This is a genomic window from Cedecea sp. VD22, from assembly GCF_037150195.1.
Taxonomy (GTDB): Bacteria; Pseudomonadota; Gammaproteobacteria; order Enterobacterales; family Enterobacteriaceae; genus Cedecea.
Genome location: NZ_JBBCPX010000001.1, coordinates 382,669 through 406,711, shown reverse-complemented (window position 1 = coordinate 406,711; position 24,043 = coordinate 382,669). Strand labels below are relative to the sequence as shown.

Genomic DNA, 24,043 nt, shown 5'->3' with positions numbered 1-24,043 from the left:
ACGAATTGCCAACCGTTTGCGACAAAAAGAGACGGTTAGCGATAACATCGGGTTTATTCTACTTTTTTGCCATAAAAAAACAGGGCCGAAGCCCTGTTTTTAAACATTTCAGACAAACAAATGGCTGAAATTAGAACTGGTAAACGATACCAACCGCAACGGTGTCGTCTGAGCCAACGCCCAGCTTGTTGTTTTTGTCCAGCTGGTTGATCTGGTAGTCAACGTAGGTAGACATGTTTTTGTTGAAGTAGTAGGTCGCGCCGATATCAATGTAGTTGATGTAGTCTTCGCTGCCGATACCTTCAACATCTTTCGCTTTAGATTTGTAGTAAGCGATGGATGGACGCAGGCCGAAATCGAACTGGTACTGTGCCACAACGGAGAAGTCCTGAGTTTTGTTCAGGAAGCCGTCGGTACCGTTGATGGTCAGACGGGTAGCGTTACGGCTTTCACCGTACAGCGCGGCCAGATAGATGTTGTTCGCGTCATATTTCAGACCGGTAGCCCACTGCTCAGCTTTAGCGCCGTGACCGTAAGTCAGAGTCTGCTGAGTGTTGGTGCGGTCTGCCGCGCCGTATGCACCTACGATGCCGAAGCCATCAACGGTGTAGCTTGCGGAGCTCGCCCAGCCGTCGCCGTTAGAGCGGGTTGGGTTACCATCACGGTCGTTTTTACCCAGGTACTGAACGCCGAAGTCCAGACCGTCAACCAGGCCGAAGAAGCTGTGGTTACGGTAAGTGGCCAGGCCGCCGTTACGGCCGGAGAAGAAGTTGTCGCTGTTGCCGGTATCGCCACCGAACTCTGGCAGCATGTCGGTCACGCCGATTGCATCATAAACCAGACCGTAGTTACGGCCGTAGTCGAAGGAACCTGCGTCACCGAATTTCAGACCTGCGAAGGCCAGACGGGTTTTGTTCCCTTTCTGAGCATCAGCACCTTCAGAGTTGTTACCCTGGAAGTTGTATTCCCACTGGCCGTAACCGGTCAGTTGGCTGTTAATCTGAGTTTCGCCTTTGAAGCCAAGACGGGCGTAAGTTTTGTCGCCGTTACCCTGAGCGTTAACACCGTTGTCTTTAGCAAAATAGTGCAGACCTACCGCTTTACCGTACAGGTCAACTTTGTTGCCGTCTTTGTTATAGATTTCTGCAGCGTTAGCTGCACCGGCTACCAGCAGAGCAGGGATAACCACTGCCAGAATATTGCGCTTCATCATTATTTATTACCCTCATTGTGGTTTTTATGGACACCTGCCACTGCCGTCAATAATTCTTTACGGAACTATTGATGATAGTTTGGTGTCTTTCTGTATCTGTCAGGCATCTTTCCATCCATGAAACCGTTTCGCTAGCCTGAAAGTGCTACAAATGCGCACATTGAGTTTCAAAAAGAAAATATGTGTAACTAAATATTAATTTTAGGGAACTTTGTGAACCATTTCAAATTTCATTCTTAGCGCAACAAAAATGCTTCGCTTGTTAACATATATATATGAATTACTTATGTTTAATCCGCATAAGCTCAGTGAATGGGTATTTCATGCTCACAATTGTTCATTTTTTGACTTGTTTTTGGATGTCCAGATGTCTGTGTGAAAAGTGAACGATTGTGCTATACCCAGCACCGATTTGAAATGCGAGCAAACTTAAGTGCAATTTTTGTTAAAGAGTGTGAGATAGAAACAGTTGGTAACCGGGCAGTCGGGAATGGAGGTTGAAATTGACGTTTGCTTAATGAGCGTTGAAGAAAATAGACCTTTTATTCTCAAATGTAAAAAAGGCCAGCGAAAAGCTGGCCTTTGGTTTTGTTGGCTTAGAAGCTGGCGTTACGTGGGGTACGTGGGAACGGAATCACGTCGCGCACGTTCTGAACGCCGGTAACATAGGCGATCAGACGCTCAAAGCCCAGGCCGAAACCGGAATGCGGCACGGTGCCGTAGCGGCGTAGGTCGCGGTACCACCAGTAATCTTCTTTATTCAGACCCATTTCAGCCATGCGCGCATCCAGCACATCCAGACGTTCTTCACGCTGGGAACCACCGATGATTTCACCGATGCCTGGCGCCAGGACGTCCATCGCGGCAACGGTCTTACCGTCTTCGTTAAGGCGCATATAGAAAGCTTTGATGTCTTTCGGGTAGTTTTTCACCACCACCGGTGCCTTGAAGTGCTGCTCGGCCAGGTAACGCTCGTGCTCGGAGGAGAGATCGACGCCCCAGTAAACCGGGTTTTCGAACTTATGCCCACAGTTCAGCAAGATGTCGACCGCATCGGTGTAGTTCACCTGCGCGAAGTCTGCGGAGATGAAACGTTCGAGACGCTCAATGGCCTCTTTGTCCACGCGCTCGGCAAAGAACTTCATGTCATCCATGCGTTCTTCCAGAACAGCCTTAAAGACGTACTTGAGCATCGCTTCGGCCAGACCGGCAACGTCGTCCAGATCGGCAAAGGCGACTTCCGGTTCCAGCATCCAGAATTCCGCCAGGTGGCGGCTGGTGTTGGAGTTTTCTGCACGGAAGGTTGGCCCGAAGGTATAAACCTTGGACAGCGCACTCGCGTAGGTTTCGCCGTTCAGCTGGCCGGAAACGGTCAGGAAGGCTTCTTTCCCGAAGAAGTCTTTATCAAAATCGACTTTGCCTTCTGCGGTGCGAGGCAGGTTTTCCAGATCCAGCGTTGAAACGCGGAACATCTCACCGGCGCCTTCGGTGTCCGAAGCGGTGATCAGCGGAGTAGAGACCCAGAAATAACCGTTTTCATGGAAGAAGCGATGCAGCGCCTGAGCCAGCGTGTGACGAACGCGAGCCACGGCACCAATCATGTTGGTACGCGGACGCAGGTGAGCAACTTCGCGGAGGTATTCGATGCTGTGGCGTTTGGCCGCCATCGGGTAAGTATCCGGATCGTCAACCCAGCCGGTCACTTCAACTTTGGTAGCCTGAAGTTCGAATGCCTGGCCCTGGCCCTGAGACTCGACCACCTTGCCGGTCACAATCACGGAGCAGCCGGTGGTCAGGCGCAGCACGTCTTCATTGTAATTGGGCAGAGAATTATTAATGACGGCCTGTACAGGATCAAAGCAGGAACCGTCGTAGACGGCGAGGAAGGAGATACCAGCTTTTGAATCTCTTCGAGTACGTACCCACCCGCGCACGGTGACTTCGCTGTCAACGGCGGCACGGCCCTGGAGTACGTCGGCTACAGGCACAACGCTCATAGTTTTCTCTCTATTAAATGGTCAATGACAAAAAAAATAGTAACCCACAGATGGGGGTTATCTATGTTACCTGTCGCGCGCCATCAGACAAGCAGAATTCGCGTTACTGATGAAGAAATAAAGGAATGAGAGAAGGGCGGTGAATAGCGAAGCGGCTATTCACCGATTATCGCTGAATCAGCTGGCTTTTTTAACCAGCGGAAGGTCAAAGGCTTTGCGCAGTGCCCGAACAAAGGCTTTGTCGTGGCAGATGGTTTTTCCCGGGCTATCCGAAAGCTTAGCCACCGGCTTACCGTTGCACTCCACGAGCTTAATCACGATGTTCAGCGGCTTAACCTGCGGAATGTCGCAGGTCAGGCGTGTGCCGATACCGAAGCTGAGGTTAACCCGGGATGAGAAGCGGCGGTAAAGCTCCACGGCTTTGTTTAAATCCAGGTTATCGGAAAATACCAACACTTTGCTTAACGGATCGATACCCAGCTTCTGGTAGTGGGCAATGGCTTTTTCTCCCCACTCAACCGGGTCACCTGAGTCATGGCGTAGTCCCTGGTAGCGCGTGGCAAACTCCTTGCCGAAATCACGCAGGAAGGCATCCATGGTGATGCAGTCAGTCAGGGCTATTCCTAGCTGGTCGGGGTATTCGTCCAGCCACGCCTGCAGCGCTGCACGTTGGCTGTTAGCCAGGTCCGGGCTTATCTGCTGATGCGCCTGGAACCACTCGTGGGCCTGGGTGCCCATCGGCGTAAGATCAAGCCGGCGGGCCAGATCGTAGTTGCTGGTGCCGATAAACCACGGCTCCTGCTTGAGGCGCTCGACAATCGCCTGCTGCACTTCCCGAGAGAAACGGCGGCGGGTGCCGAAGTCCATCAGGCGAAAATGGGAAAGATCCAGCCCGGCGGTCAGCGTGTTAAATTCCTGCAGCTTAGTTTCCAGGTGATCCAGCGCCATTTTTGGCGTCACGCCGGGGGCGCGATGCTGGTGAACGACTTCACTGATTACCGCCAGCAGGGGAACTTCCCACATGATGACTTCTCGCCAGGGGCCGCTTAGGCGGATATCCAGGTGACCATGATTATTGGTCACCTGAACCTGAGCAGGGTCATAGCGGAAGTCACGCAGCCAGTCGAGGTAATCGGCTTTGAAAAAGGGCAGGCTTTTCAGCCAGTGAAATTCTTCGTCGCTGAGGCGCAGGTGCTGCATAGCCGCGACCTGCTCACGAATAGCCTCGGCATGAATGCCCAGCAGGTCGTCGCCGCGGCAGCGGAATTCCGCTGCGACATTTACGTCGTAATAGCGGTGATAAACCGCTTGCTGCATATGAAGCTTGTAGGCGTCAGTATCCAGAAGCGTTTGCAAAATCGGGGAAGCGTGTCGTGTCATGGCGCGTTTCAGCATCCTCTCACAGGAGCGTTTCCATCAGTCCGGGCAAATTAAGACGCGGGAGTATACCCTGATTATCTGTTTATTGAAGCAGGATCACAACAATAGGGGGGCAGCCTCTGGAGGGGTTTATGGCGTGATTAACGCCATAATACAGTTCAATGCATTGAATTAAATGGTGTTTAGAGTACTAAACAAAACGTGCGACATCCTTTTCTCGGTGAAATCACCGGCGGCGAATGGCCGCCGATGTTGACTGGCAGCTAACGAATGCGAAGACTGCCGTTCTCCGCTTTTTCACGCAGGGTGTGATTCAGCGATTGAAGTTGCTCGAGCGTCATCCTGCCCATATTCGTTGTGCCCGACCCGAGCAGCGCGTGACTGAATCTGGCGAGTGCGGATGCATCCAGATACAGCGCCTTCAGCCCGTGCTGTTTTTTTTCATTCGGGGTTGGGTTGATACGAATCAGCGCGTCTTTCGGTAACGCGACGTTTTGTACCTTACAGGCAAGCGTGAGCGTGGCAAGATCGGCCAGGGATTTCACTTCAATTTCTTTGAGCTTGCCGCCGTTAGCTGTCCCGCTCAGGGAATGGTTTTCAGCCTGGTAGTTAAACATCGAGGCGGTGTTGCTCAACGAATTATGGATGGTATGGGTTTTCAGGTTGTTCACTTTACTGAAGCCAAACACCAGCGGCAGGGTTTGCCCATCGTTGAGCAGATTCAGGAACGGTAATTTTCCGCCGATCATTTCATTTTCAATGCGCTTAAAGGCGCTACCGATCAGTTTCCGCGTTTGTTCCCCGGAAGGCGGGTGGCTGTTATCCACGAATTTGATATGCGCCGGGACGCCGGTTTGCTGCAGGATTTGCTCCGGCGTTTCCTTTTTTAGGCGATAGCCGTTATTCGACAAAAGACGCACCAGGCTGTCATACACCGCCTCTTCCAGATTATTGCTGCTTTTTAGCGTCAGCGTTGAGGCTGGGAAATGGCTGGCAGAAGAAGCATGATTGATAGCTTTGCTCAGCACGTACAGGTTCGAGCGCGTCTCCACCGTGGTGGGCTTAATACCCAGTCCCTTTGCGTACACGCGCGGTTTCTGGCGAAGGTTCTCACGCGTTTCAAATTTGTTGCTCGACTCCCGCGTCCGGTCGGAGAAAAACACTTTTCCCTCCAGCGACTGTGAACCGCCTTTAGGATCGTTCACGCCGCCTTTCAGCGCGCCGCTGCGCAATATTTCAAAGCCCCAGGGAGAGCCATGAAAAGCTTCCGGCTTGATATAGCCCGACGGCGCACTGGGATTCAGCGAAGCCAAAAGGCTGTGGTAAAGCCGCGCCCGCGTAGTGCCGTCAATATCACGGCGGTTAGCCAGCGCATCCAGCGGTGAGTTTCCGTGCTGGTCCAGAGCGACGGGTTTATAACCCTGCTGCCTTAGCTTCTGGATGGTAGCAATATCGTTTTGGGCAACGGCCTGATGAAAAGCCATGGGGCCGGAAGGAGGAATACGCATATTAAGTTCTCTCAGGAGGAAGGGGCTGCATTGAGTGGCGTAGGAAAAGGAAGAGTTCCGTGCCGGAAGGTGCAGGAGAGAAAGCGTAATACCGCATAAAGCGGTAAAAAATTTGGGCTATCGGCCGCCAAAGATGAAGATTCTGCGTAGCAACATTCCGGCAACAGGAATAGACTGAAGTTCGTTATCTTACGGACGATGTATAAGGTTTTTTATGACACAACAGCCACAAGCCAAATATCGCCACGACTATCGCGCGGCGGATTATACGATAACCGATATCGATTTGACCTTTGACCTTGATGCCGCAAAAACTCAGGTCACCGCAGTCAGCAAAATTGTCCGTCAGGGCGAAGCGGGCGCTCCGCTGCATCTTGATGGTGAAGACCTCACGCTGGTTTCCATTGCCGTAAACGGTAGCGCCTGGCCGCACTATCGCCAGGAAGATGGCGCGCTCATTCTGGAGCAGGTTCCTGACGCCTTCACGCTGACGATTGTGAACGAAATTAGCCCGGCAACCAACACCGCGCTTGAAGGGCTGTATCAATCCGGGGAAGCGTTATGTACCCAATGTGAAGCTGAAGGCTTCCACCACATCACCTGGTACCTGGACCGCCCGGACGTCCTGGCGCGCTTCACGACCAAAGTCATCGCCGACAAAAACAAATATCCGTATCTGCTGGCTAACGGCAACCGCATTGCCGAAGGCGAGCTGGAAAATGGCCGTCACTGGGTGCAGTGGCAGGATCCGTTCCCAAAACCTTGCTACCTGTTTGCGCTGGTGGCGGGTGATTTTGACGTCCTGCGCGACAGCTTCAAAACCCGTTCCGGCCGTAACGTTGCGCTGGAGCTGTTTGTTGACCGCGGGAATCTGGATCGCGCTGACTGGGCGATGACCTCGCTGAAGGCGTCCATGAAGTGGGATGAAACCCGTTTTGGCCTGGAGTATGACCTCGACATCTATATGATCGTCGCCGTCGACTTCTTCAATATGGGGGCGATGGAAAACAAAGGGCTGAATATCTTCAACTCGAAGTATGTCCTGGCCCGCGCCGAAACTGCGACTGACAAAGACTACCTCGACATTGAACGCGTCATCGGCCACGAGTATTTCCACAACTGGACCGGTAACCGCGTCACCTGCCGCGACTGGTTCCAGCTGAGCCTGAAAGAGGGGTTAACCGTCTTCCGTGACCAGGAGTTCAGCTCCGACCTGGGGTCTCGCGCAGTTAACCGTATTCAAAACGTGCGTACCATGCGCGCGATGCAGTTCGCCGAAGACGCCAGCCCGATGGCGCACCCGATCCGCCCGGACAAAGTTATCGAAATGAATAACTTCTATACCCTGACGGTGTATGAGAAGGGCTCAGAAGTGATTCGTATGCTGCACACGCTGCTGGGCGAAGAAAACTTCCAGAAGGGCATGCAGCTTTACTTTGAACGCCATGACGGCAGCGCGGCGACCTGCGATGACTTCGTGCAGGCGATGGAAGATGCGTCCAACGTTGACCTGTCTCATTTCCGCCGCTGGTACAGCCAGGCCGGGACGCCGGTTGTCACCGTGCGTGACGACTACAACCCGGAAACTGAGCACTACACGCTGACTATCAGCCAGATGACGCCGCCGACCGCTGAACAGCAGGAAAAACACCCGCTGCATATCCCGTTTGATATCGAGCTTTACGATAACGAAGGGAAGGTCATTCCGCTGCAGAAGGACGGTCACCCGGTGCACCACGTGCTGAACGTGACCCAGGCCGAACAGACCTTTGTTTTCGACAATGTCTACTTCCAGCCGGTGCCGTCTTTGCTGCGCGAATTCTCTGCGCCGGTGAAGCTCGAGTACAAATGGAGCGACCAGCAGCTGACGTTCCTGATGCGCCACGCGCGGAACGACTTCTCCCGTTGGGATGCGGCGCAAAGCCTGCTGGCAAACTACATCAAGATCAACGTGAACCGCAGCCAGCAAGGGCAGCCGCTTTCTCTGCCGCTGCACGTGGCTGACGCATTCCGCGCCATTCTGCTGGATGAGAAGATCGATCCGGCGCTCGCCGCGGAGATCCTGACGCTGCCTTCGCAGAATGAAATTGCCGAGCTGTTCCAGACCATCGATCCTATCGCCATTGCTGAAGTTCACGGGGCGCTGACCCGCACCCTCGCAGCAGAGCTGGCCGACGAGTTCCTGGCTATCTATAACGCCAATAAGCTCGACAGCTATCGCGTGGATCACGGTGATATCGGCAAGCGCGCGCTGCGCAACACTTGCCTGCGTTATCTGGCGTTTGGTGACGTTGAACTTGCTGAGCAACTGGTACGCGAGCAGTATCAGCAGGCGGACAATATGACCGATTCTATTGCCGCACTGTCCGCCGCGGTGGCCGCGCAGCTGCCATGCCGTGAAGCGCTGCTGGCTGAGTACGATGAGAAATGGCACAAAGATGGCCTGGTCATGGATAAGTGGTTTGTGCTGCAGGCGACCAGCCCGGGCAGCAACACGCTGGCGAAGGTTCGCGAGCTGCTGAACCACCGTTCTTTCAGCCTGGGCAACCCGAACCGCGTACGTTCTCTGATTGGCGCGTTTGCCTCAGCCAACCCGGCCGCGTTCCACGCCAAAGACGGCAGCGGCTACCAGTTTATGGTCGAGATGCTGACCGAGCTCAACAGCCGCAACCCGCAAATTGCCTCTCGTCTGGTAGAGCCGCTGATTCGCCTGAAGCGTTATGACGCCGAACGTCAGGCTAAGATGCGTGCCGCGCTGGAGCAGTTGAAAGGGTTGGAAAACCTGTCCGGGGATCTGTTCGAGAAGATTGCCAAAGCGCTGGCGTAATCTTTGCCCCTATCCCTTTCAGGGATAGGGTATTAAATCAGCCGGTGCGCACCTGGCGCGCCGGCTCCTCAGAACCTCGTTTCATCACTCTGGCAAGCACTTCAGCCTCCAGCTCCGCTAGCTTCACCGATCCCAGGCGGCGCGGACGCGGTAAATCAACCGTCAGGTCCATGCCAATTTTCCCCTCTTCTATAAGCAACACGCGGTCGGCCATGGCGACGGCTTCGCTGACATCATGGGTGACCAAAAGCACGGTAAAGCCATGTTCCTGCCACAAAGAAACAATCAGCTCCTGCATCTCAATACGCGTCAGGGCATCCAGCGCGCCCAGCGGTTCGTCGAGCAACAGCAGGCGCGGGCGATGGATGAGCGCCCTTGCCAACGCCACGCGTTGCTTTTGCCCGCCGGAAAGTGCCGCTGGCCACTCATTGGCCCGATTTTCAAGCCCAACGGCGGTGAGCGCCTGAAGAGCTGCGTCTCGCCAGTTATTTTTCAGCCCGAGCCCGACGTTATCTATCACCGTTTTCCACGGCAGCAGCCTGTCGTCCTGAAACATCAGCCGCGTATCATCCTGGCTGTCCCGCAGCGGTGCACTGCCTGCGAATAGCGCGCCGTGATTGGGTGTTTCCAGCCCGGCAAGCAGGCGCAGTAGGGTACTTTTGCCGCCGCCGCTGCGCCCGACCACCGCCACGAACTGCCCGGCGGGGATACGCAGCTCAAGCTGATTGAGAATGCTTTTATCGCCGTAGCGTTTGCTGACGCCGTTGAGCCACAGCGGCGTGCCCTGGTTCAGACGAGCAGTTGTCATACCGTCTCCTCCTTTAATTGATAAGCCGGATGCCAGCGTAACCAGACGCGTTCCAGCAGGCGGGCGCTGACATCGGCGAGTTTGCCCAGCAGCGCATACAGCACGATGGCCACCACCACCACGTCGGTTTGCAGGAACTCCCTGGCATTCATCGCCAGATAGCCAATCCCTGAATTTGCCGAGATCGTTTCGGCGACAATAAGCGTCAGCCACATCAGGCCTAAGGCAAAACGTACGCCGACCATAATGGACGGCAACGCACCCGGCAGAATGACGTGCACGAACAGGCTAAACCCGGAAAGGCCGTAGCTGCGCGCCATTTCCAGCAGGCCACGATCGATATTGCGGATGCCGTGCCAGGTATTGATGTAAATAGGAAACAGCGTCCCGAGCGCCACCAGAAAGATCTTGGCCGTCTCATCGATACCAAACCACAGGATCACCAGCGGGATCAGCGCCAGATGTGGAACGTTGCGCAGCATCTGAATAGAGCTGTCCAGCAGGCGTTCGCCCCATCGCGACAGGCCGCTAATCAGGCCTAAGATCAGGCCCAGCGATCCGCCGATGCTGAAACCAATCACGGCACGCCAGGAGCTGATAGCCAGATGCTGCCAGAGTTCACCGCTGGCTGAGAGGCTCCAGAAAGCCAGCACGACGCCCTCTGGAGAGGGCAAAATACGGGTGGAAAGCCAGCCTGCAGACGAAGCTAATTGCCAGAGAAGCACAATCGCCACCGGCAGCGCCCAGGGGGCCAGGCGCAGCAAGACTCTGTGCACGGACGCTTGCATGGTGCCTCCCTAGCTCTGCGCCACTTTACGCGGGATAAAATCGTTGGCGATAACTTCTCCTTTTTCCTGAACCTGTCGCGGCTGAGGAATTTCTGGGATCGCCACGTCAAGGTGAGGGAACAGCAGTTCGCCCGCGCGGTAGGCTTCTTCCAGATGCGGATAGCCGGAAAGAATAAAGCTGTCGATGCCCAGGTCGGCGTACTCGTTTATGCGGGCCGCGACCGTTGGCCCATCGCCCACCAGCGCGGTGCCAGCCCCACCGCGAACCAGACCGACACCGGCCCAAAGATTAGGGCTGATCTCCAGCTTGTCTCGCTTACCGCCGTGCAGGGCGGCCATGCGCTGTTGCCCGACGGAGTCGCTGCGGGCAAAAGCGGCCTGTGCCTTGGCGATGGTGATGTCATCGAGGTGAGAAATAAGCCGGTTTGCCGCCTGCCACGCTTCTTCGTTGGTTTCGCGCACAATAACGTGCAGGCGAATACCAAAGCGAACTTGCCGCCCCCGCGCTTCAGCTTTCGCCCGAACTTGCTCGATCTTTTCTTTTACCAAATGTGGAGGTTCGCCCCAGGTCAGGTAAAGGTCAACCTGCTCGGCCGCAAGATCCTGAGCGGCATCGGACGATCCGCCAAAATAAAGCGGTGGGCGAGGTTGCTGTACCGGGGGATAAAGCAGCTTCGCGCCTTTGACCTGGATGTGTTTGCCGTCATAGTCGACGGTTTCGCCTTCGAGGACGCGCCGCCAGATATGCGTAAACTCTGCGGAGGCCTCATAGCGCTCTTCATGGTTTAGAAAAACGCCTTCCGCAGCCAGTTCTTCAGCGTCGCCCCCGGTCACCAGGTTAAACAATGCTCGCCCGTTGGAAAGGCGATCCAGCGTGGCGGCCTGGCGAGCGGCAAGAGTAGGGGAGACAACGCTCGGGCGCAGTGCGACCAGGAACTTAAGCCGTTGAGTGACCGGGATCATTGAGGCCGCCACCAGCCAGGCATCCTCGCAGGAACGCCCGGTCGGGATCAGCACGCCGGTGAAGCCGATGCGGTCTGCAGCCTGAGCTATTTGCTGCAGGTAGCCATAGTCGACCGGACGTGCGCCCGTGTCGCTGCCAAGATAGTGCCCATCCCCGTGGGTAGGTAAGAACCAGAACAGATTCAGACTCATGACTTAGCTCCTTGTGTCTTGCCGGCGGGTTGCCAGATGCGGGTTCGGATATCGACTTTCTTTGGAACAAGGCGATTTTCATAAAACAGGTCGGCGGTATTTTGCTGTTTGGCGGCAGTCGCTTCGTTGACCGGCGTAATTTCTGAAGGAGGGCGATGGTCAAAGTAAGTGGCAATGACGGCTTCAGGCAGGCCCATCGTTTTAGCGAGAAGCGCTACGCTTGCTGCCCGCTGCGTGCGGGTGAGCGCGTCGGCATCGCTAAAGGTTTTCAGTACCTGTTGAAGAAACGGGCCGTTCGCTTCTGCATAAGGACGGGAAGCTAAATAGAACGACCCGGTTTGATTCAGCTCGCTGCCGTCCGTTAAGACGCGAACGCCGCCGTTTAACAGCGCTGCCGAATAGTACGGATCCCAGATAGCCCAGGCATCGACGTTCCCTTGCTGAAAGGCCGCGCGGGCATCGGCGGGGGTCAGGTAAGCGGGTTGAATATCGGAAAACTTCAGTCCGGCTTGCTGCAACGCGCGCAGCACCAGGTTGTGTGAGCTGGAGCCTTTCTGGAAGGCAATCTTATGGCCTTTTAAATCCGCCACGGTTTTCAGGGGGCTATTTTCGGGGACCAGAATCACCTCTGCTTTCGGTTTGGGCGGCTCGGCACCTACATACAGCAGATCCGCTCCGGCGGCCTGCGCGAAAATAGGCGGGATATCGCCCGTGCTGCCCAAATCGATGCTGCCGACGTTCAGTGCCTCCAGCATTTGTGGCCCGGCGGGAAACTCAATCCACGAGACTTTGGTATTCGGGTATTGCTTCTCCAGGAGCTGGTGGCTTTTGGCTAACACCATACTGACGGAGCCTTTTTGGTAACCAATGCGCAGCTGTTCCGGGCCGCTGTCCGAGGCGTTGCTATAGGTTGAAAAAGCAAGCAGGCCGGCAAAAGCGAGCCACGGAGAGCGGCGTTTAAGCAAATTAAACATGGCTCACCCCTCGGGCGTTAAACGGCGAAGGTACCGCAAAGTCACGGCGGTGGAGCGCCTGCCAGAAGGTTTCCAGCGCTTCGTCCAGACGTTTTTGTAGGTTAGGCGTGAACTGAGGTTTGTGCTGGTAATCGGCTATCTGGCCGTCGTCGGCGAAAACGCCGTGCAGGATCTCCTGTGCTTTGAGCGCATTCAGCACCGGTTTAAGGGCATAGTCCACGGCGAGCATATGCGCCACGGTACCGCCGGTGGCGAGAGGCAGAACAACCTTCTTCTCTAAGGCGCGTTCGGGGAGCAAATCGAGCAGCGTTTTTAGCGCGCCTGAAAACGAGGCTTTGTAAACCGGCGTGGCGATAATCAGGCCGTCGGCAGTGCTGAGTTGTTCGGTGAGCGCCAGCAGCGCCGGGCTGTCGAACCTTGCATAGAGCAGGTCTTCAGGCGCGAAGTTCTGTAAGTGCCAGTGATAAACTTCAACATCAAGGGCGCTCAGCTTCTCCCGCGCATACTCCAGCAGCGAGCTGGAACGGGACGGGTAGCGAGGGCTTCCGGCCAGGGTAATCACACGCATCACGACTCCTTATAACTAATTGTTTGCTTTTATCTAACATTGATAACAATTAGCGTGATACTCGCAGAGATGATTTCCGTGGCTAAGTGATTTTTCCGGGATAGATTTGCGAAAAAGCGCATATTGCGCGCCGGGAAAGAAAACGTTTGCCTCTATTCAGGCTTTTTTGCGACAGGTCAATTCCAATCATCCCCCGGATCGTGAATAATAACGCCCCGGTCTGCACACCGGGAATCCAGGAGAGTTCATGTACTACCCCTTCGTTCGTAAAGCCCTTTTTCAGCTCGATCCAGAGCGCGCTCATGAGTTAACTTTTCAGCAATTACGCTTTGTCACCGGAACGCCGCTTGAGTGGCTGGTGCGTCAGAACGTGCCGTCAAAACCTGTGACCTGCATGGGGTTAACGTTCAAGAATCCGCTCGGCTTAGCCGCGGGCCTGGATAAAAACGGGGAATGTATCGATGCCTTCGGAGCGATGGGCTTTGGCTCCATTGAGATTGGCACCGTGACGCCGCGTCCGCAGCCGGGGAACGACAAGCCACGTATCTTCCGTTTGGTGGAAGCCGAAGGGCTGATTAACCGAATGGGGTTTAATAATCTCGGGGTGGATAACCTGGTCGAAAACGTAAAAAAAGCGCATTTCGACGGCGTGCTCGGGATTAATATCGGCAAGAACAAAGATACCCCCGTTGAACAGGGGAAAGACGATTATCTGGTCTGCATGGATAAAATTTATCCATATGCTGGCTATATTGCGATCAATATCTCATCACCGAATACGCCAGGGCTGCGTACTTTGCAATATGGTGAAGCGTTGGACGATCTTTTAAGCGCCATTAAAAATAAGCAACAAGCGCTGCAAGAGATCCACCATAAATATGTTCCCGTGGCGGTGAAGATCGCGCCGGATCTTTCTGAAGAAGAATTGATCCAGGTGGCGGACAGTTTAGTTCGCCATAATATTGACGGGGTCATTGCAACCAATACTACTTTAGACCGCAGCCTTGTTCAGGGCATGAAACACTGCGATGAAACCGGGGGCTTAAGCGGGCGTCCTGTACAATTAAAAAGCACGGAAATTATTCGCCGCCTGTCTCAGGAATTAAATGGCCGCCTGCCGATTATTGGCGTAGGAGGGATTGATTCCGTGGTTGCCGCTCGCGAGAAGATGGCGGCTGGCGCTTCGTTGGTTCAAATATACTCAGGCTTCATTTTTAAAGGCCCACCGCTGATTAAAGAAATCGTTACCCATCTCTGATCATTTACCTTTTACAGACAACCAGGGCTTTATTTTCGGTCCTGGTTGTTTTATATTCCGCTACTGTTGCTTATTTAAACATATTGGTCTTTTATTAATATGGTAAGAATTTGAGTGGCAATTCAGCAGCGGGATAAATGAAGGGTAAGCATTATGCGAATAAAACCGGACGATAACTGGCGTTGGTATTTCGATGAAGAGCACGATCGAATGATGCTCGATTTGGCCAATGGTATGCTTTTCCGTTCGCGCTTTCCCCGTAAAATGCTAACCCCGGATGCCTTTGAAAATTCAGGTTTTTGTGTTGATGATGCGGCGCTTTATTTCTCTTTTGAAGAAAAATGCCGTGATTTACCGTTAGGGAAAGAGCAGCGCGCCGAGCTGGTGCTCAACGCCCTGGTAGCGATTCGCTTCCTCAAACCGCAGATGCCAAAAAGCTGGCATTTTGTCTCCCACGGCGACGGCTGGCAGCCAGAAGTAGGGGAAGGGGCCTGCGTGTGGCTAAGCGAGAATATGCAGCAGGTGAACCTGCTGGTGGTGGAAACCGGCGACAATGCCGCACTTTGCCTGCTTGCTCAGCAGGGGCTCACGTTAGCTGGCCGCACGATGCAGCTTGGGGATGCCATTAAAGTGATGAATGACCGGCTGAAACCGCAGCCTTTAAGCAGCGGCCTCAGACTCGATCAGGCCGTTTAGCGCGACGCCACGCTCACATTCCCTGTAGGCACGCAGCTGCAGCATAAAATGGTACCGTCCGCGCCAATGGCGCCTTTCTTCAGTGCTTTCACTTCGCCATCCAGCAACCTAACCCGACAGCTTCCGCATATCCCGGCCCGGCAGGAATAGGGGACGCGAATCCCTTTGTTTTCCAGCTGTTCCAAAAGAATCTGTTGGTTATTGCCCTGGAACGTCGTGCCTTCCCAGTCGATGCTGACGCTGCTTTCAGGCTGGCTCTGAGGTTCGAGGCTTTCCACCACTTCGCCGGGGCCATAAACATTCGCCGGCCTGTGGGCCAGCACCTCCAGCTCGTCGCCCACGCGAATAACTCCGCTGTTACGGGCAATCAAATTCTGACCAAAATCGACTGCGCCGCTATTATCCTGCGCGGTGCGGAATCCCTGCAGCGTTTTGAGCGGTTCTCCACTCGGATGTTTCAGGCCGCGTTCCGGGCTAACCGTCGTAAAAATACAGCGGCTGCAGGGTTTAGCCACGTCGAAAGTGACCCCGCCAATACGCACGACTTTCCAGGTATCCTCCGCCCACGCAGAGGCACCGGTCACCACGATATTCGGGCGAAACTGGGTCATTTTAACGCTGGCGGGGCAGCGGTTTTGCAGGTCGCGCAGCGAAGCTTCGTTGGTCAGCAAATAAGGGAAACCGTCGGCAAAAGAGAGCGGTACTTCTTCGTGGCGTTTCACCCGGCGGGTGGGCCGCTCACCAACCCAGCGCAGCTGCACCGGGCGAGAGAAGAACCCGCTCAGCCACTGATTAATTTCATCGGGCGCAATGAGCGCGGTAAAGTGCGTGCCCCAGACTTCTGTCGGCTCCGGCGTTGCGGCGAAATCAGCAAAGCGAATGCTGGCCGAGCTGCCGTCCGGGGCGGATAAATAAAGGCCGTCATGCACGAATGCGGGAGTGAACAGCACCATCTGCGGATGCTGGCGGGCGGTAATAAAGGTGCCATCCAGCTCGGTAATCATAAAGATGCGATCAAAGGCCAGGCCGCTGGTGGTTGCCTGCGCGTGGGAGAGCGCCAGGCCGCGCATAGATTTTACCGGGTGAATAAAGAGTTGAGACAAAGTAATCACGGCGCCCTCCGTGGGAAGTAAATATAAGAGGGCAACTTTATGACATGCGTTGCGGATTAGCTATAATGCGCCACAATTTTCTTTTTACCTGATAAGTGACGATATGAATTCTCTGTTTGCCAGTACGGCGCGTGGGCTTGAAGAGCTGTTAAAAACTGAACTAGAAAACCTGGGGGCCCAGGGCTGCCAGGTGGTTCAGGGCGGCGTACATTTCCAGGGGGATACTCGTCTACTCTATCAAAGCCTGATGTGGAGCCGCCTGGCTTCGCGCATTTTGCTGCCGCTCAGCGAATGTAAAGTCTACAGCGACCTTGATCTTTATCTCGGCGTGATGGCGATCGACTGGCCGGCACTGTTCGGGCCGGGCGCAACCTTTGCCGTGCATTTTAGCGGCCTGAACGAAACCATTCGCAACAGCCAGTACGGGGCGCTGAAGGTAAAGGATGCGATCGTTGACTCCTTTACACGTAAAAACCTGCCGCGTCCGGATGTCGATCGCGAGCAGCCGGATCTGCGCATTAACGTCTGGCTGAATAAAGATACCGCCAGCATCGCCCTGGATCTCAGCGGCGAAGGCCTGCACCAGCGCGGCTACCGCGATGCAACCGGTGCGGCCCCTATTAAAGAGACGCTGGCAGCGGCTATCGTGATGCGCTCCGGCTGGCAGCACGGCACGCCGCTGTTGGATCCGATGTGCGGCTCCGGCACCTTGCTGATTGAAGGGGCGATGATCGCCACCGATCGTGCGCCGGGCCTGCACCGTAAGCATTGGGGCTTCCTGAACTGGGCGAAGCATGATGCCGATGTCTGGAAAGAGGTGGTAACCGAAGCCCAGGTTCGCGCCCGTCGCGGCCTGACTGAATATCAGTCTCGCTTCTATGGTTCTGATAACGACAGTCGCGTGATTGAACGCGCCCGTGCCAACGCCCGCCGTGCGGGTCTGGCTGACGTGATCAGCTTCGAGGTTAAGGATGTTGCGAACCTGGTCAATCCGCTGCCGGAAGGCCCGGCGGGGACGGTTATCAGCAACCCGCCATACGGCGAACGTCTGGAAAGCGAGCCGGCGCTGATTGCCCTGCACAGCCTGCTGGGTCGCCACCTGAAAAACCAGTTTGGCGGCTGGCATCTGTCGCTGTTCAGCGCCTCCCCTGAACTGCTGAGCTGCCTGCAGCTGCGCGCTGACCGCCAGTTTAAAGCCAAAAACGGCCCGTTGGATTGCGTACAGAAAAACTATCAGCTGGCGGCAAATCCTGCCGGCGTTGCCGCGGCCAGCGGCCAGATTGCCGAAGATTACGCCAACCGCCTGCGTAAAAACGTCAAGAAGCTCGACAAGTGGGCGCGTCAGGAAGGCATCGAATGCTATCGCCTGTACGATGGCGATCTGCCTGATTACAACGTGGCGGTTGACCGTTACGGCGACTGGGTTGTGGTGCAGGAGTACGCGCCCCCGAAAACCATCGATCCAAACAAAGCCCGCCAGCGTCTGTTTGACGTCATCGCGGCAACGCTTGCTGTGCTTGAGCTGCCGACGAACAAGCTGGTGTTAAAAACTCGCGAACGTCAGAAAGGGAAAAGCCAGTACCAGAAGATGGGTGAAAAGGGTGATTTCATGGAAGTGAGCGAATATGACGCTCGCCTGTGGGTCAACCTGACCGACTATCTGGATACCGGCCTGTTCCTCGACCACCGCATTGCCCGCCGCATGCTGGGGCAGATGAGCAAAGGCAAAGACTTCCTGAACCTTTTTGCTTATACCGGTACTGCAACGGTACACGCGGGGCTGGGTGGGGCGAAAAGCACTACTACGGTAGATATGTCCCGTACCTATCTTGAATGGGCAGAGCGCAACCTGCGCCTGAACGGCTTGACCGGCCGCGCCCATCGGCTGGTGCAGGCGGATTGCCTGGGCTGGCTGCGCGACAGCGACGAACAGTTCGACCTGATCTTTATTGACCCGCCGACGTTCTCTAACTCCAAGCGTATGGAAGACTCTTTCGACGTGCAGCGTGACCACCTTGCGCTGATGAAAGATCTGAAGCGCCTGCTGCGTCGCGGCGGTACCATTATGTTCTCCAACAATAAACGTGGCTTCAAAATGGACTTCGCCGGCCTGGCGGAGCTGGGCCTGGTTGCACAGGAAATTACACAAAAAACGCAGTCGCAGGACTTTGCGCGCAACCGCCAGATCCATAACTGCTGGTTAGTCACTCACGAATCCCGGGATTAATAGTCATGTCATTAATTAGTATGCACGGTGCCTGGCTGTCGTTTAGCGACGCACCGCTGTTAGATAACACCGAATTACACATCGAAGAAAACGAACGCGTCTGTCTGGTCGGCCGTAACGGCGCGGGCAAATCAACGCTGATGAAGATCCTCAACCGCGAAGTCCCGCTGGACGATGGCCGCATGGTTTATGAGCAGGATCTGATCGTCGCTCGCCTGCAGCAGGACCCGCCGCGTAACGTTGCGGGTACGGTGTATGACTTTGTAGCGGAAGGGGTGGAAGAGCAGGCGGAATACCTGAAGGCCTACCATGATATCTCCCACAAAGTAATGAGCGATCCGAGCGAGAAGAACCTCAACGAGATGGCTCGCATTCAGGAGATCCTCGATCATCAGGGCCTGTGGCAGCTTGATAGCCGTATTAACGAAGTGCTGGAGCAGCTTGGTCTTGAAGCGGATACCGAGCTGTCTGCGCTGTCCGGCGGCTGGCTGCGTAAAGCCGCGCTGGGGCGTGCGCTGGTCAGCTCTCCGCGCGTATTGCTGCTGGACGAACCGACTAACCACCTCGATATCGAAACCATCGACTGGCTGGAAGGCTTCCTGAAAGAGTTCCAGGGCAGCATTATCTTTATCTCCCACGACCGTTCGTTTATCCGCAATATGGCCACCCGCATTGTCGATCTCGATCGCGGCAAGCTGGTGTCTTACCCAGGCGATTACGATCAGTATCTGCTGGCGAAAGAAGAAGCCCTGCGCGTGGAAGAGTTACAGAACGCCGAGTTTGACCGCAAGCTGGCGCAGGAAGAAGTGTGGATCCGCCAGGGCATCAAAGCGCGTCGCACCCGTAACGAAGGGCGCGTTCGTGCCCTGAAAGCGATGCGCCGTGAACGCGGTGAACGCCGTGAAGTGATGGGCAGCGCGAAGATGCAGGTGGAAGAAGCGAGTCGCTCAGGCAAAATTGTCTTCGAGATGGAAGACGTTAACTATCAGGTTGCCGGTAAAACGCTGGTGCGTGATTTTTCCGCGCAGGTGCTGCGTGGCGATAAAATTGCGCTGGTAGGGCCGAACGGCTGTGGCAAAACCACGCTGCTGAAGCTGATGCTGAGCCAGCTTCAGGCCGACAGCGGCCGCGTACACTGCGGTACCAAGCTGGAAGTGGCCTACTTCGATCAGCACCGTGCCGAGCTGGATCCTGACCGTACCGTGATGGATAACCTGGCGGAAGGTAAGCAGGAAGTGATGGTGAACGGCAAGCCGCGCCATGTGCTGGGTTACCTGCAGGACTTCCTGTTCCATCCCAAACGCGCGATGACGCCGGTGCGTGCGCTTTCCGGTGGGGAACGCAACCGTCTGCTGCTGGCGCGTTTGTTCTTAAAACCTAGCAACCTGCTGATCCTCGATGAACCAACCAACGATCTGGACGTCGAAACCCTGGAGCTGCTGGAAGAGCTGATTGATGGTTACCAGGGCACCGTGATGCTGGTCAGCCACGATCGTCAGTTTGTCGACAATACCGTGACCGAGTGCTGGATCTTCGAAGGCCAGGGCAAAATTGGTCGCTATGTCGGTGGCTACCATGATGCCAAAGGCCAGCAGGGTTCCGCTCAGCCGCTGCGTCAGGCTGCTGCGGCTAAATCCGAGAAGGTCGAATCGCAAAAAGCAGAACCTGTTAAACGTGCCAATAGCAAACTAAGCTATAACCTGCAGCGCGAATTAGAGCAGTTGCCTCAACGGCTTGAGCAGCTTGAAGCCGATTTAGGCACGCTGCAGGCGAAGGTCGCTGATGCTGATTTCTTCAACCAGCCGCACGATGTGACCCAAAAAGTCCTGGCGGAAATGGCCGCGGCGGAACAGGCTCTGGAAGAAGCATTTGAACGCTGGGAGTACCTGGAAGCGCTGAAAAACGGTTCGTAATCTAAGGAGAGTTACGATGTGTGCCACGCACCACCATCGCTCGCATATTTTGTGTCGACAATGTGATTTGCTGGTGGCGCTGCCCGCCCTGCAGGATGGCCACAAAGCCTCCTGCCCGCGCTGTGGCACTCCGTTAGTCACGCAGTGGTTTTTGCCGCGTCAGCGGCCAACGGCTTACGCTTTGGCGGGGCTGTTTATGCTGCTGCTGGCTAACCTGTTTCCTTTCATCAATATGAAGGTGGCCGGGATCAGTAGCGAAGTCACGCTGATGCAAATTCCCGGCGTGATGTTTTCCGAGGATTACGCCAGCCTCGGCACCTTCTTTCTGCTTTTTGTTCAGGCGGTGCCGGCTTTTTGCCTGATAACCATCCTGCTGTTGGTCAACCAGGCAAAATTGCCTTTTGGGCTTAAACGCTGGCTGGCGCGAGTGCTGTTCCAGTTGAAAAGCTGGGGCATGGCGGAAATCTTCCTCGCCGGGGTATTGGTTAGCTTCGTGAAGCTGATGGCCTATGGGGACATTGGCGTGGGCAGCAGCTTTATTCCCTGGTGCCTGTTCTGCATTTTGCAGCTTCGAGCCTTCCAGTGCGTGGACCGGCGCTGGCTTTGGGATGATATTGCGCCCATGCCGCCAGTGCACCATCCGTTAAAAGTTGGCGTGTCGGGGATTAAGCAGGGGCTGCGCTCCTGTTCCTGCTGCACGGCTATCGTTGAGGCGGATACGCTGGTCTGCCCACGCTGCGGGACACACGGCCACGTTCGCCGCAGGCACAGCCTGCAGTGGACGCTGGCGCTGCTGATCACCTCCATTATGCTTTATCTGCCGGCAAACATTTTGCCGATCATGGTCACCGAAATGCTGGGCAGCAAATATCCTTCCACCATTTTGGCCGGGGTGATCCTGCTCTGGAGTGAGGGATCTTATCCGGTGGCAATGGTGATTTTTATCGCCAGTATCATGGTGCCTACGCTAAAAATGATCGCCATCGCCTGGCTGTGCTGGGATGCAAAAGGGCACGGCAAGCGTGACAGCGAGCGAATGCACCTGATTTATGAAGTTGTTGAGTTTGTCGGCCGCTGGTCGATGATCGATGTGTTTGTGATTGCCGTTCTCTCCGCGCTGGTGCGCATGGGCGGGCTGATGAATATCTACCCGGCTATGGGGGCGTTAATGTTTGCCTGTGTAGTGATTTTGACGATGTTTGCTGCGATGACCTTTGACCCTCGCTTGTCCTGGGATCGCGCTGACGATGTAACTGATGAGGAGTCTTCCGAACATGGAAAATAAGCACGGCGAGGCGAAAGTGCAGAAGGTAAAAAACTGGTCGCCGGTTTGGATCTTTCCCATCGTAACGGCGCTGATTGGCGCCTGGATCCTGTTTTATCACTACAGTCATCAGGGGCCGGAAGTGACCCTGATCACCGCCAACGCAGAAGGGATTGAAGGCGGTAAAACCACCATCAAAAGCCGCAGCGTAGACGTCGGGGTAGTGGAGAGTGCACAGCTAACGGACGATCTACACCATGTAGAAATTAAGGCGCGGCTAAATTCCGGGATGGAGAAGCTGCTGCACAAAGATTCCGTGTTCTGGGTGGTAAAACCGCAGGTGGGGCGCGAAGGGATCTCCGGGCTCGGCACGCTGCTGTCCGGCGCCTATATTGAGCTGCAGCCGGGGACCAAAGGCGAGCAGCCCGAGAACTATGCTCTGCTGGATGCGCCGCCGCTGGCGCCACCTGATGCCAAAGGCATTCGCATTACGCTCGACAGTAAAAAAGCGGGCCAGCTTACCCCAGGGGATCCGGTGCTGTTCCGCGGCTACCGCGTAGGCTCGGTGGAAACCAGCACCTTTGATACCAATAAGCGAGCGATTAGCTACCAGCTGTTTATTGCGGCACCAAACGACAGGCTGATTACCAGCAACGTCCGTTTCTGGAAAGACAGCGGCATCGCCGTGGATATGTCCGCCCAGGGGATGCGTGTGGAGATGGGGTCGTTAACCACGCTGTTTAGTGGGGGCGTCAGCTTCGACGTGCCTGAAGGCTGGGAGTGGGGCAAGCCGGTTGAAACGGGCGCTGACTTCCAGCTGTTTGACGATCAGAAAAGCATTCAGGATTCGCTGTATACCAACCATATCGATTACCTGATGTTCTTCAAAGATTCTGTTCGTGGTCTGCAGCCAGGTGCGCCGGTGGAATTCCGCGGCATTCGCCTGGGGACGGTGGCACAGGTTCCGTTCTTCAACGAAAAAATGCGCCAAAGCCTGAATGACGATTTCCGCATTCCGGTGCTGATCCGCATCGAGCCAGAACGCTTGAAAAATATGCTTGAAGATGGCGCGGATATCTCGACCAATCTGCAGGTATTGATCAAGCGCGGACTGCGTGCCTCGATGAAAACCGGGAGCCTGGTGACCGGGGCGCTGTTTATCGATCTCGATTTCTATCCGAAAGAGAAAGCGCTGGGCGATCTGCCGCAAATCGCGGGCTACCCGCTTATTCCAACGGTGAGCGGCGGCCTGGCGCAAATTCAGCAAAAACTGCTGGAGACGCTGGATAAAATCAACAACCTGCCGATTAACCCGATGCTGGAACAGGCCACGAATACGCTGGCTGAAAGCCAGAAAACGATGCGCCACCTGCAGCAGACGCTGGACAATCTGAACAAGATTACTTCCAGTCAGTCGATGCAGCAGCTACCGGAAGATATGCAGAAAACGCTTCGCGAGCTGAACCGCAGTATGCAGGGCTTCCAGCCGGGCTCGGCGGCCTATAACAAGATGGTGGCGGATATGCAGCGTCTTGATCAGGTGCTGCGCGAGCTGCAGCCGGTATTGCGTACGCTGAACGACAAGAGCAACTCGCTGATATTTGAAGCGAAGGATAAAAAGGATCCGCAGCCGAAGAGGGCACAACCATGAAAAAGTGGCTCACGCTAGCCGCCGTCTTAGCGCTTTCCGCCTGTAGCGGGAGCGACAATGGCAAAACGTACTATCAGCTGCCGCAAACTTCACAGCCTGCTATGCAGGCCGTGAGCCAGCCAGGAAGCCACTTGCTGTGGGTCGATCAGGTCACCGTGCCTGATTTCCTCGCCGGCACAGGGGTGGTTTACCAGACGACCGATGTGCAGTATGTCATCGCCACCAGCAACCTTTGGGCCAGCCCGCTTGACCAGCAGCTGCGCAATGCGCTGGTCAGCAATCTCAGCAGCGCATTGCCAGGCTGGGTGGTTGCCTCCCAGCCGCTAGGCCACGATCAGGATGCGCTCAGCGTGAATGTGACCGGTTTTCACGGTCGCTATGATGGCAAGGTCATTGTCAGCGGAGAGTGGCTCCTGAAGCGTCAGGGCGAAATTATTAAGCGCCCGTTCCATATCGAACTGAAGCAACAGGATGACGGCTACGACGCCATGGTGAAAACCCTGGCTCAGGGCTGGCAGCAGGAAGCGAAGAGTATTGCTTCGGCGCTCACACGCCTTAATTGATAGGTAAAATGATTGGTACAAAAAAGCTGCGATTTTCACCTTCGGGTGGTCGCAGCTTTTCTTTTTTGCTGAACCGGTTAGCGACAGGCGCGCCTCAGTTTTTGTCGAAAAGATAACCATAATATCGCGGAAATGTGACAT

The 24,043-nt window shown here is 55.3% G+C and carries 18 protein-coding genes; 8 read left to right on the top strand and 10 right to left on the bottom strand.

The annotated features are described in order from the left end of the window. Window positions 1-130: 130 nt before the first annotated feature. The 4 genes from ompF to WFK85_RS02030 form a co-directional block, all read right to left on the bottom strand. Window positions 131-1,213 (bottom strand): porin OmpF, encoded by a 1,083-nt coding sequence (gene ompF, locus WFK85_RS02045; protein ID WP_008461210.1) that lies wholly within the window; start codon window positions 1,211-1,213, stop codon window positions 131-133. 596 nt (window positions 1,214-1,809) lie between these two features. After that, complete coding sequence (gene asnS / locus WFK85_RS02040; RefSeq protein ID WP_008461212.1) at window positions 1,810-3,210, bottom strand: asparagine--tRNA ligase; 1,401 nt, start codon at window positions 3,208-3,210, stop codon at window positions 1,810-1,812. Window positions 3,211-3,387: 177 nt separating this feature from the next. After that, on the bottom strand, window positions 3,388-4,590 hold the full coding sequence (gene pncB, locus WFK85_RS02035; protein WP_166875399.1) for a nicotinate phosphoribosyltransferase: 1,203 nt from the start codon (window positions 4,588-4,590) through the stop codon (window positions 3,388-3,390). Window positions 4,591-4,853: 263 nt separating this feature from the next. Further along, window positions 4,854-6,098, bottom strand: coding sequence for a hypothetical protein (locus tag WFK85_RS02030; RefSeq protein WP_336708480.1), 1,245 nt, complete (start codon window positions 6,096-6,098; stop codon window positions 4,854-4,856). A gap of 214 nt (window positions 6,099-6,312) precedes the next feature. Here WFK85_RS02030 and pepN point away from each other — a divergent pair, with 214 nt between their 5' ends. Beyond that, window positions 6,313-8,925: an aminopeptidase N gene (gene pepN, locus WFK85_RS02025; RefSeq protein ID WP_336708478.1), complete on the top strand. Its 2,613-nt coding sequence runs from the start codon at window positions 6,313-6,315 to the stop codon at window positions 8,923-8,925. A 37-nt stretch (window positions 8,926-8,962) separates the two neighbouring features. On the opposite strand, the gene ssuB is transcribed toward pepN, so the two are convergent. The 5 genes from ssuB to ssuE are packed head-to-tail and all read right to left on the bottom strand — an operon-like array spanning window position 8,963 to window position 13,218. Then, window positions 8,963-9,733 carry an aliphatic sulfonates ABC transporter ATP-binding protein gene (ssuB, locus tag WFK85_RS02020; protein WP_336708476.1) on the bottom strand — a complete coding sequence of 257 codons (771 nt, stop codon included), beginning with the start codon at window positions 9,731-9,733 and terminating at the stop codon, window positions 8,963-8,965. Beyond that, complete coding sequence (gene ssuC, locus WFK85_RS02015; RefSeq protein ID WP_166995520.1) at window positions 9,730-10,521, bottom strand: aliphatic sulfonate ABC transporter permease SsuC; 792 nt, start codon at window positions 10,519-10,521, stop codon at window positions 9,730-9,732. The genes ssuB and ssuC overlap by 4 nt, the downstream gene beginning before the upstream one ends. Before the next feature lie 9 nt (window positions 10,522-10,530). Further along, window positions 10,531-11,676 carry an FMNH2-dependent alkanesulfonate monooxygenase gene (gene ssuD / locus WFK85_RS02010; protein WP_008461223.1) on the bottom strand — a complete coding sequence of 382 codons (1,146 nt, stop codon included), beginning with the start codon at window positions 11,674-11,676 and terminating at the stop codon, window positions 10,531-10,533. Next, window positions 11,673-12,650 carry an aliphatic sulfonate ABC transporter substrate-binding protein gene (locus WFK85_RS02005; protein ID WP_166995524.1) on the bottom strand — a complete coding sequence of 326 codons (978 nt, stop codon included), beginning with the start codon at window positions 12,648-12,650 and terminating at the stop codon, window positions 11,673-11,675. Before WFK85_RS02005 ends, ssuD begins: the two co-directional genes overlap by 4 nt. Beyond that, window positions 12,643-13,218, bottom strand: a complete 576-nt coding sequence (gene ssuE / locus WFK85_RS02000; RefSeq protein WP_008461226.1) for an NADPH-dependent FMN reductase — start codon at window positions 13,216-13,218, stop codon at window positions 12,643-12,645. Before ssuE ends, WFK85_RS02005 begins: the two co-directional genes overlap by 8 nt. Before the next feature lie 247 nt (window positions 13,219-13,465). On the opposite strand from ssuE, the gene pyrD reads away from it, so the two are divergent. Together pyrD and WFK85_RS01990 are read left to right on the top strand one after the other, a co-directional pair. Next, window positions 13,466-14,476 carry a quinone-dependent dihydroorotate dehydrogenase gene (pyrD, locus tag WFK85_RS01995; protein WP_166995526.1) on the top strand — a complete coding sequence of 337 codons (1,011 nt, stop codon included), beginning with the start codon at window positions 13,466-13,468 and terminating at the stop codon, window positions 14,474-14,476. 153 nt (window positions 14,477-14,629) lie between these two features. Continuing rightward, window positions 14,630-15,172, top strand: a complete 543-nt coding sequence (locus WFK85_RS01990) for a cell division protein ZapC domain-containing protein (RefSeq protein WP_166995528.1) — start codon at window positions 14,630-14,632, stop codon at window positions 15,170-15,172. On the opposite strand, the gene WFK85_RS01985 is transcribed toward WFK85_RS01990, so the two are convergent. Then, complete coding sequence (locus WFK85_RS01985; protein ID WP_166995530.1) at window positions 15,169-16,284, bottom strand: MOSC N-terminal beta barrel domain-containing protein; 1,116 nt, start codon at window positions 16,282-16,284, stop codon at window positions 15,169-15,171. The two genes, WFK85_RS01990 and WFK85_RS01985, sit on opposite strands and share 4 nt — an antisense overlap. Before the next feature lie 103 nt (window positions 16,285-16,387). Here WFK85_RS01985 and rlmKL point away from each other — a divergent pair, with 103 nt between their 5' ends. The 5 genes from rlmKL to pqiC are packed head-to-tail and all read left to right on the top strand — an operon-like array spanning window position 16,388 to window position 23,902. Then, on the top strand, window positions 16,388-18,511 hold the full coding sequence (rlmKL, locus tag WFK85_RS01980) for a bifunctional 23S rRNA (guanine(2069)-N(7))-methyltransferase RlmK/23S rRNA (guanine(2445)-N(2))-methyltransferase RlmL (RefSeq protein WP_336708471.1): 2,124 nt from the start codon (window positions 16,388-16,390) through the stop codon (window positions 18,509-18,511). Window positions 18,512-18,516: 5 nt separating this feature from the next. Next, window positions 18,517-20,424, top strand: a complete 1,908-nt coding sequence (locus tag WFK85_RS01975; protein WP_008461239.1) for an ABC transporter ATP-binding protein — start codon at window positions 18,517-18,519, stop codon at window positions 20,422-20,424. 16 nt (window positions 20,425-20,440) lie between these two features. Continuing rightward, entirely contained in the window at window positions 20,441-21,709 is a 1,269-nt protein-coding gene (gene pqiA / locus WFK85_RS01970) for a membrane integrity-associated transporter subunit PqiA (RefSeq protein ID WP_166875369.1), read from the top strand. After that, a complete protein-coding gene (pqiB, locus tag WFK85_RS01965; RefSeq protein WP_008461242.1) occupies window positions 21,699-23,339 on the top strand; it encodes an intermembrane transport protein PqiB in 1,641 nt (546 codons plus the stop codon). Before pqiA ends, pqiB begins: the two co-directional genes overlap by 11 nt. Then, complete coding sequence (pqiC, locus tag WFK85_RS01960) at window positions 23,336-23,902, top strand: membrane integrity-associated transporter subunit PqiC (RefSeq protein ID WP_008461243.1); 567 nt, start codon at window positions 23,336-23,338, stop codon at window positions 23,900-23,902. Before pqiB ends, pqiC begins: the two co-directional genes overlap by 4 nt. The last annotated feature ends 141 nt before the right edge of the window (window positions 23,903-24,043 follow it).

What these genes read in the sequence shown, in the direction of transcription:
- ompF (WP_008461210.1), bottom strand. Translation starts at nt 1,213, where the DNA reads ATGATGAAGCGCAATATTCTGGCAGTGGTTATCCCTGCTCTGCTGGTA.
- asnS (WP_008461212.1), bottom strand. Translation starts at nt 3,210, where the DNA reads ATGAGCGTTGTGCCTGTAGCCGACGTACTCCAGGGCCGTGCCGCCGTT.
- pncB (WP_166875399.1), bottom strand. Translation starts at nt 4,590, where the DNA reads ATGACACGACACGCTTCCCCGATTTTGCAAACGCTTCTGGATACTGAC.
- WFK85_RS02030 (WP_336708480.1), bottom strand. Translation starts at nt 6,098, where the DNA reads ATGCGTATTCCTCCTTCCGGCCCCATGGCTTTTCATCAGGCCGTTGCC.
- pepN (WP_336708478.1), top strand. Translation starts at nt 6,313, where the DNA reads ATGACACAACAGCCACAAGCCAAATATCGCCACGACTATCGCGCGGCG.
- ssuB (WP_336708476.1), bottom strand. Translation starts at nt 9,733, where the DNA reads ATGACAACTGCTCGTCTGAACCAGGGCACGCCGCTGTGGCTCAACGGC.
- ssuC (WP_166995520.1), bottom strand. Translation starts at nt 10,521, where the DNA reads ATGCAAGCGTCCGTGCACAGAGTCTTGCTGCGCCTGGCCCCCTGGGCG.
- ssuD (WP_008461223.1), bottom strand. Translation starts at nt 11,676, where the DNA reads ATGAGTCTGAATCTGTTCTGGTTCTTACCTACCCACGGGGATGGGCAC.
- WFK85_RS02005 (WP_166995524.1), bottom strand. Translation starts at nt 12,650, where the DNA reads ATGTTTAATTTGCTTAAACGCCGCTCTCCGTGGCTCGCTTTTGCCGGC.
- ssuE (WP_008461226.1), bottom strand. Translation starts at nt 13,218, where the DNA reads ATGCGTGTGATTACCCTGGCCGGAAGCCCTCGCTACCCGTCCCGTTCC.
- pyrD (WP_166995526.1), top strand. Translation starts at nt 13,466, where the DNA reads ATGTACTACCCCTTCGTTCGTAAAGCCCTTTTTCAGCTCGATCCAGAG.
- WFK85_RS01990 (WP_166995528.1), top strand. Translation starts at nt 14,630, where the DNA reads ATGCGAATAAAACCGGACGATAACTGGCGTTGGTATTTCGATGAAGAG.
- rlmKL (WP_336708471.1), top strand. Translation starts at nt 16,388, where the DNA reads ATGAATTCTCTGTTTGCCAGTACGGCGCGTGGGCTTGAAGAGCTGTTA.
- WFK85_RS01975 (WP_008461239.1), top strand. Translation starts at nt 18,517, where the DNA reads ATGTCATTAATTAGTATGCACGGTGCCTGGCTGTCGTTTAGCGACGCA.
- pqiA (WP_166875369.1), top strand. Translation starts at nt 20,441, where the DNA reads ATGTGTGCCACGCACCACCATCGCTCGCATATTTTGTGTCGACAATGT.
- pqiB (WP_008461242.1), top strand. Translation starts at nt 21,699, where the DNA reads ATGGAAAATAAGCACGGCGAGGCGAAAGTGCAGAAGGTAAAAAACTGG.
- pqiC (WP_008461243.1), top strand. Translation starts at nt 23,336, where the DNA reads ATGAAAAAGTGGCTCACGCTAGCCGCCGTCTTAGCGCTTTCCGCCTGT.